Here is a 7761-nt window from a genome sequence, read left to right as displayed (position 1 = left end):
GCCATCAATTAACTTATAACCAAATGTGTACATCTTATTACAAACCTTGCAATTGTCCAACAAAGTTTTCCTTCAAAAGGGTAGAATTGAATTGATATCAAAAAATCATTATTTTTGCAGAATGGATAACAAAAGACGGATAGGTGACCTTTTACATGCACATAATTTAAGGAAGACTCCCATTCGAACGGAGATGCTGGAAATGTTTATGGATCATGATTTTGCGCTTTCCGCCAATAATGTGATAACTAAAATGATGGGTAGATATAACCGGGTAACCATTTATAGGGCACTGAACTCTTTTGAAGAACATGGTATATTACATCGTGCATCTGAAGATGGACACGGCATAAAATACGCAATGTGTGGTCCGCACTGCCCTGATCAATTGCACCTCGATAAGCATGCCCATTTCGTCTGTGATGAATGTCACCACACTTATTGTCTGGAAGAAGTGAAAGTTCCAAATGTAGAACTGTCAAATGAGTTTTCTGTAAGACATGCCAACTATAACCTTAGTGGGATCTGTAAGAAATGTAAAACCTGATCCAAGAAATAAAGGAGTCATAGGAATAGCAGTCAGCTAACATTAAGATTATTAAATGCAGTAACCTTTGATTTACCCCTATACCCCTTTTGCTTATAAACTATGTTTCTTGTTGCCCTTATGTTTGTGGTTTGTCAGAAAAGCCACACAATTTTGCAAACCTTAGTTGGTATGAGGCAATTTGGGGTTTGCAAAAGTGTGTGGCTTAAACACAACAAATTTAAAGTTTTATTTTCAGTCCACCGTTTACAACAAATCCGTCAACAGGTGCATAAATGTCTCTAAATGTCGGATTGGTAATTGACCCTGTAAATATAGTGTCAAACCTGGTCTGCCGTGTATCGAGGAGGTTTTCAAAATTTATAAAAGTTGAAAAATTCTCCCAAAGCTTTTCAATCATTAACCCGGTCAGCCAATATGATTTTCCCGTTGAACCATCATTGAGTTTTTGTGGTGAATAATAATAGGCTTCTAAACCAATTTTTAACTTCTCCTCCACCTCATACATTAAAACATTATTCAGGCGGTGCTGTGCAACTAGAGGAAAAGTGGTCGTTCTTCCATTGTAATGTTGCTTTACATTTGCTAGTGTGTAACCGATGAAAAGTTTAAAATCTTCATAAGTCAATTTGATATTTGTTTCAATTCCTTTGGTGTCTACAAAACCCTTAGGTTGTTTAAACTCATACAAACCTTCCATAGCAGGCACAAGAACTAATGGATCTTTTACCTGGGTGTAAAAGAATAATGTATTAATATTCACAAATAATTTTTCTGAAAGTGGGGTTTTGTAGTTAATGTCAAAATTCCCTCCGATGGATTCCTCAGCTTTTGTGTTTGAAACATCAATAGGTAATACATTTCTAAACTGGATTCGTTCTGCGTCCTCCGTAAAAACTGTTGGTGTCTTATAGCCTAAGCCACCTCCAAGTCGTGCAGTTAAATTTTGATTGAATTTTAAGAGCACTGAAACTTTTGGCAAAGCAAAAAATCCGTATTCGTTTTGATAATCGCCACGAAAGCCAGTTTCAAGAGTTAATTTTTCTGTGGCGCTCCAAGTGTTTTGAATGAATGCCCCAAGGGTTGTGTAATTGTAGTCAACTACTTTGCTATCGTCTATTTTATCTTGAGTGAACTGGTCTGTCCATAAATTCAAGCCTGAAATCCACTCTGATTTTTCTGTTTTGTAAGCATAATTTACCTCGCTGAATGAGGATAATTGTACTCCTGAAAATCTAAAGTTTGGAATTTCAATCGTTCTGTCATAATAACTGATGCTATTTTTCACAGTTAATTTTGATTGGTCATTTACCTTGTGATCAAGCCCTAATTGCGTGCTAAAACGATTTGTTTTATTCTTTTCAAAGTAAGAATGGGAGTCGTCTCCATTTCCTTCAATATACTTTATATCGCCACCAGTACGGTCTTCAACGGTATTGTTGAAACCGATATTCAAAGTAGTTTTTTCATTGAAGTAAATAAATAATTTTGGATTTATTGTATAGCGATTAAATTTCGGAATTGCTGTCAAGCCGATGTTTGCAGGGTCATAGGGACTTCCTAAATTGTAAGAGGCAAAGACAGTCGTTCCTACTTTCTTAAATTTCTGCGAAAAGAATCCGCTCGCGTCTAAACCTAATGCGGAAGTTCCGTTGAGCATAAAATTTAGTTCTCTTTTCTCAGCCGGGGCTTTTGAAACCAAGTTTACCAAACCGGCAATAGCACCGCCACCGTATAGGGTAGAGGAAGCACCTTTGATAACTTCCACTTGTTTTAAATCAAGCGGTACAATCTGCAATAAACTTAATCCGCCCGAAAATCCTGCATACAAAGGGAAACCATCTCTTAATATCTGTGTGTATTTTCCGTCAAGTCCTTGTATGCGTATGGAGGAGTTGTAACTTGTCGCTGATGTTTGTTGGGTTTGTATTCCTGTGCTTTCATTTAACATCATTCGGATATCTCCAGGTTTCATATTTCCTTTTTCCCCGAGTTCTTCTCCCGAAATAGTTTCCACTCTTGTCGGAATATCATCAATGGTTCGGCTTGAACGGGTTGCAGAAATAACCACTGCTTCCATTTCTTCCGTATTTGAATTAAGCAAAATTTCAATGGGTTTGCTTTGTGAAAATGGAAAATTGAAGATTTCTGTTCGCTGTTCGTAGCCCATAAAGCTGAAAACAATACCGTGTTTTCCATCGGGGATATTTTTTACTTCGAGAAATCCGTTGATGTCTGCACTTGCTCCATTGGAAGTGGCTTGCACAGCAGCCGTTGCACCAGTTAAGGGTTCTTTCGATTCGCTGTCTTTGATGATGGCATGGAAAGTATTCTGCCCGAATATATTCGTTATATTAAATGTTGCAATTAGCAACAGGATAATTTTCTTCACTGTTAATGATTCAGTTAATGTTTAAGAAATGATTATTAAGGGTGCTACGACCCTAAAAAAAATATGGCCTGCTCCCCGATTTTATCGGGAAAGGCAAAAAAACATTAACCGATTTTTGGTGGTTGCCAAATAGGTGGAAAATAGTCGGAGGAAAAAGAAGAATTTAAATTTGGAACTTTTACTGTCAGCCTAATTGCTGGCAGTGTCCATGAAAAGGAAACCGGATGAAAATTAAAGCCTGTACAAGTTCCGCAGGTAAGAAACGGAGAACAAGTATTGTCGTCGCTGTCCTTATGGTCTTGTGAATGATTGGTTGTTTGCTCTGTTTCTATTTCGTCATTGCAGATCTCATCCGAACAACAAGGTGTTGTTGTAAGGAACAAAACACATAATGACAGTATGGAACAAAGTATTTTCATCGGTACAAATATAGAAAATCTTTGACTTGTTGTTTGAAAATTTTAGCTCTTTTGACTGTGAAGTGGTCTCCTGTGGTTTTGAAAGGCAAATGTACTAAAATCAGCATAGACTTGTCAGTCGATTTGAAGTTGTTTTTTATGTCACCATTCATTTTAGGGCTGCAGGTAACAAAGAAATAAACCGGATTCCGTTTAGTTGATTTATTTGGAATTAGCTCTGCTATAGATAAAAATTATTTTTCATATTTCTACTAACACTAAATAAATTACAAAGGAAACTTTTCAATTTTAAAATCAACTTTCTCTTTAATAAGGTTTTGTTTTTTTCTAGACCACTACCCGAACCATAATAGTTTTGAATAGGTGAAAAATATTATATTTTAAAAGGGGAAGAACTAAAATGAAAGAAAATCGAAACCCCATAGTACCTGTGCAAAGCACGTCGATTTGTTGGTGATAAGGAGAAGATGGAATGCTGGACCTGGATTCTAGCAGCCTTTGCTGGTAGGGGGTAGCGGAGGGAGCAACATTAACGCCACGACTTATGTGAAGCTTAGGATTGGGGGGGAGGAGTCATGGGGCTGTGGCTATAAGAGCACCTTATGATAAAGCAGTCATTGTTGGGTTTTGGAGGTTTGCCATGGAGAAAGGTGGGATTGGGTGGCCATAGGATGGGAGTGGAGGCATTGTTGAGGAATTAGAAGGGTCGTTGTGAAAAACTGGATTTCATCCTTTGTAAAAGCGATAAAACCGATTTCCTTCAAAAGGAAAACAAGAAATGTTAGGTGTCAAATTGGTGCAAACTTCTACATTTAAATCTTTTACGAACTTTATTACTAAATTTATTTTTTGGAAGCGTAGCTCTTTACTTTTTAATGCCATGCAGGAAAAACTAAGAAAACATATAGAAGAAATTGTACCGCTAACTGATGAAGAGTTTTCCTTTGTGCTTTCTAATTTCACCATTAAAAAGTTTAAAAAACAGCAGTTCCTTTTTCAGGAAGGAGAAAGTGTACAATATACTTATTTTGTTACCTCTGGACTTTTGAAATTGGTATATATGGATGATTTGGGTAAGGAGCACATTGTATCTTTTGCGATGGAAGATTGGTGGGAAAGTGACTTCTTTGCTTTTTTTACCCAATCTAAAGCTAGCATGTCTTTAAAATGCCTTGAAGACACTTCTGTTTTTTGTCTGTCTCTGGAAGACTACCAAAAACTGTGTTCCGGCATGCAAAAAATGGAAAGCTTCTTCCTTAAAAAATCGAATTTGGGTTTCATCGGATCACAGCAACGCATATTATCCTTGCTCACCACAAATGCGAAAGAGCGTTATGAGCAACTACTTAAATTGTATCCTTCTTTACTAAAGCGAGTGTCTAAAACCCAGCTTGCATCCTATCTTGGTGTTTCTAGGGAAACCTTGAGCAGACTTTACTCCTAAAATAAAACCTTCTTTTTTATAATTGTGAGGTATGTCACAACTAAAACTCTGAAAATGTCCAGACTTTTGTAGTGTGAATTTTTTAATACAATCATGAAGAATGGGAGCAAGGGTTTTAGGTACTACATTATCAATTTTCATGATTGAATTGCACAAAATAAAAAGAAAGACAAATGGAAAAGCGAAAAATTAATCCTTGGAAATTTCAGGATGCATTTGGATATGCACAAGCAGTGGAAGTTAAGCATGGAGAAAGTACTCTCTATTGTGCAGGTCAGGCGGCTATGGACGCAGAGGGTCAACCCAGCTCAGATGATATGGAAATTCAATTAAATCAAGCTATTCAAAACTTGGAAAAGGTAATCAGTGAAGCGGGGTATCAAAATAAAGATATTGTAAGGTTAAATGTTTATACAACTTCGGCAACGGAGCTCTTCACTTGCTTTCATGTATTTACAGACTGGGTAGCCAAGCATGAGATTGTGCAAGCAAGCACCTTACTGGAAGTGAAAGGTCTTGCTTTTGATTCATTAAAAATTGAATTGGAGGCTACATTAGTGAAATAATCAATCGCTTATCTGGATTAAGAGATCCTAAAGCGATCTCTTAATCCTTTAAATTGAGAAAAAAGTATAAGTACTTTTTAAAACTTTCATTGGTAGAAACACGGGTTTTGCATCCGAAGGATTGATGTGAAATATTAAGGTTCGGGTTTTTATTGAACAATAGCTATTAATTGAGTTTTTGTACTTCCATTGCCTGTCCCAATGAGAAGCCCGAAAGCCTTATTGACACTTTTGAATTAATATTTTACTTGGAACAATCTTTACATATTCCTGTCAAAACACAATTGACGCCCTCAACCTGATATCCTTTAGGTATTGAAAAATGAACAGGTTCTTGCAAACATTCAATGGTTTGACAACTGGTACATCTGAAGTGAAAATGATAATTAGGTAATTCTTTTTTTTCACAGTCTACACAGACTGCAAAATATTGTTTTCCATCCTCAGCCACAATTTTGTGAACAATACCATCCTCACAAAATCTATTTAAAACCCGATAAATCGTTGCTCGGTTAATGTCAATATTGATTTTTTGCTCAATGGCATCCTGACTCATTGCTTTCCCACTGTTAGACAACAAGTTCAATACGGCTTCTTTTGTTGGTGTACTTCTTCTTTTCATAATTTATTATTGCGACCCTGTTGCAATTAAAAAAATATTTCTAACTTTGCATAAGAATGTTAGAAGCAAATAAAATATTAAGATAATGTTAAAAGCAAAGAAAACATCCAGGCGAAAATTTATCAAGCAAAGTAGCTTGGCTTTATCAGCTTATAGCGTTTCGAATTCACTTTTATTGCCGTTTCCCTTAAAAAACAATAGTATGGTAGAAAACAAATCATTTGACGTAATCATCATTGGTGGTAGTTATTCAGGACTTTCAGCAGCTATGGCATTAGGAAGGTCTTTAAGAAATACACTGGTTATTGATAGCGGCAAACCTTGCAACAGACAAACACCTCATTCCCACAACTTCTTGACCCAGGATGGAAAAACTCCTGCTCAAATTTCGACTATTGCCAAACAACAAGTAGAGGCATATGAAACGGTTAAATTCTATAATGGCCTTGCTACAAACGGCAAAAAGAGAAATGAGGGCTTTGAAATAGAGACAGCATCAGGAGAAACCTTCTTTAGTAAGAAACTCATTATTGCAACAGGTATAAAAGATATTATGCCCGACATCAAAGGTTTTTCGAACTGTTGGGGCATTTCCGTAATTCATTGCCCCTACTGTCATGGATATGAATACCGTACTCAAAAAACGGGAATTATGGCAAACCGAGGGCAGGCCTTTCATTTGGCTTCATTGGTAAATAACCTGACTCCAAACCTCACTATCTTAACTCAAGGAGAAGCAGATTTTGATATGGAGCAAATCAAAAAACTCAAGAAACACAAAATAGAAATTGTAGAAAATGAAATTTCTGAGATAGAACACAAAAATGGACAAATCAACAATGTCATTTTCAAAAATGGTAGGAAGATGAATTTTGATGCTGTTTACGCGGCTATTCCTTTTATACAACATTCCGATATTCCAAACACCTTAGGTTGTAATCTAAATGAGCAAGGATATATTGAGGTAGATCCTTTTCAAAAAACTTCTGTAGAAGGTGTTTTTGCATGTGGAGATAACACGACTCCTTTTCGATCTGTTGCTTATGCAGTTTCTTGTGGTAATATTGCGGGAGCTATAGTAAATAAAGAATTGGTAGAGGAAAGATTTTAGTAGAAGAAAGCTAAAGGAGGCGAAGCTGCTCCGATAAAAATGAAAAGAGAAATCAGGACTCCTTTGGGCCTTTATGTTTTCTCGGAATAAAAGTAGTCAAATCGCTACTGTATAACAAATTAAGGCCACCTATCGGAGCCTTCGTTTTCTTATTCTATATCCTGTATATCAATATAGAAACTGCCTATCCTTCAACTTTTTTCATAATTACCTTTCGATGATTTAAGCCCCAGTCAGCAAGATTATCAATAAGGTGAATTAGCTTTTTGCTATACTCAGTCAATTCATATTTGACCGTTATAGGTCGGGTATCCATTATTTTTCTATTCACAAGCAAATTCATTTCCATCTCTTTCAGCTCCCTGCTCAACATCTTTCCCGAAATCCCCTCAATATCTTCCAGCAAATGCGAATATCGTTTTCCACCAAAACACAAGGCTGCTATAATATGTATTTTCCACTTTCCTCATAAAACGTACATAGCATCGGCTATGGCCATTACTTTTTTTACAAGCTTTAATTTCTTCTTCCTTTAGGCCAGTGAATTGACAGAATTCTTTTATTGTTACAAAATGATGAGGGTCTTAATTGAGGTGTTCCCGGATTTTTTCTAGTAAACTTCTCCCGTATCTTTCACTTCTGCCGGTGATCAGCATAATG

The 7761-nt window shown here is 36.5% G+C and carries 7 protein-coding genes; 4 read left to right on the top strand and 3 right to left on the bottom strand.

The window, feature by feature from the left end; all coding sequences use genetic code 11:
- Positions 1-121 precede the first annotated feature (121 nt).
- Positions 122-547: a Fur family transcriptional regulator gene (locus E1171_RS12350; RefSeq protein ID WP_155206312.1), complete on the top strand. Its 426-nt coding sequence runs from the start codon at positions 122-124 to the stop codon at positions 545-547.
- A gap of 220 nt (positions 548-767) precedes the next feature.
- On the opposite strand, the gene E1171_RS12345 is transcribed toward E1171_RS12350, so the two are convergent.
- A complete protein-coding gene (locus E1171_RS12345; protein ID WP_187696422.1) occupies positions 768-2939 on the bottom strand; it encodes a TonB-dependent receptor domain-containing protein in 2172 nt (723 codons plus the stop codon).
- Positions 2940-4136: 1197 nt separating this feature from the next.
- Between E1171_RS12345 and E1171_RS12340 the strand changes: the two genes are divergently transcribed.
- Together E1171_RS12340 and E1171_RS12335 are read left to right on the top strand one after the other, a co-directional pair.
- Positions 4137-4802 (top strand): Crp/Fnr family transcriptional regulator, encoded by a 666-nt coding sequence (locus E1171_RS12340; protein ID WP_343031353.1) that lies wholly within the window; start codon positions 4137-4139, stop codon positions 4800-4802.
- 173 nt (positions 4803-4975) lie between these two features.
- On the top strand, positions 4976-5368 hold the full coding sequence (locus tag E1171_RS12335) for a RidA family protein (RefSeq protein ID WP_155206311.1): 393 nt from the start codon (positions 4976-4978) through the stop codon (positions 5366-5368).
- Between the two features lie 244 nt (positions 5369-5612).
- Here E1171_RS12335 and E1171_RS12330 read toward each other — a convergent pair whose 3' ends face one another.
- Positions 5613-5990 carry a Fur family transcriptional regulator gene (locus E1171_RS12330; protein WP_155206310.1) on the bottom strand — a complete coding sequence of 126 codons (378 nt, stop codon included), beginning with the start codon at positions 5988-5990 and terminating at the stop codon, positions 5613-5615.
- Between the two features lie 85 nt (positions 5991-6075).
- Here E1171_RS12330 and E1171_RS12325 point away from each other — a divergent pair, with 85 nt between their 5' ends.
- Positions 6076-7101, top strand: coding sequence for an FAD-dependent oxidoreductase (locus E1171_RS12325; protein WP_155206309.1), 1026 nt, complete (start codon positions 6076-6078; stop codon positions 7099-7101).
- A gap of 184 nt (positions 7102-7285) precedes the next feature.
- On the opposite strand, the gene E1171_RS12320 is transcribed toward E1171_RS12325, so the two are convergent.
- Entirely contained in the window at positions 7286-7555 is a 270-nt protein-coding gene (locus tag E1171_RS12320) for a winged helix-turn-helix transcriptional regulator (RefSeq protein ID WP_343031354.1), read from the bottom strand.
- Between the last annotated feature and the right edge of the window lie 206 nt (positions 7556-7761).

Source organism: Xanthovirga aplysinae (assembly GCF_009711365.1).
Lineage (GTDB): Bacteria > Bacteroidota > Bacteroidia > Cytophagales > Cyclobacteriaceae > Xanthovirga > Xanthovirga aplysinae.
Note: the sequence above shows the minus strand (reverse complement) of the source record. Positions and strands in the feature narration are given on the sequence as shown.

Excerpts from the sequence above, each read along its gene's own strand:
- E1171_RS12325 (WP_155206309.1), top strand. The coding sequence starts at position 6,076 with ATGTTAAAAGCAAAGAAAACATCCAGGCGAAAATTTATCAAGCAAAGT.
- E1171_RS12330 (WP_155206310.1), bottom strand. The coding sequence starts at position 5,990 with ATGAAAAGAAGAAGTACACCAACAAAAGAAGCCGTATTGAACTTGTTG.
- E1171_RS12335 (WP_155206311.1), top strand. The coding sequence starts at position 4,976 with ATGGAAAAGCGAAAAATTAATCCTTGGAAATTTCAGGATGCATTTGGA.
- E1171_RS12350 (WP_155206312.1), top strand. The coding sequence starts at position 122 with ATGGATAACAAAAGACGGATAGGTGACCTTTTACATGCACATAATTTA.
- E1171_RS12340 (WP_343031353.1), top strand. The coding sequence starts at position 4,137 with ATGTTAGGTGTCAAATTGGTGCAAACTTCTACATTTAAATCTTTTACG.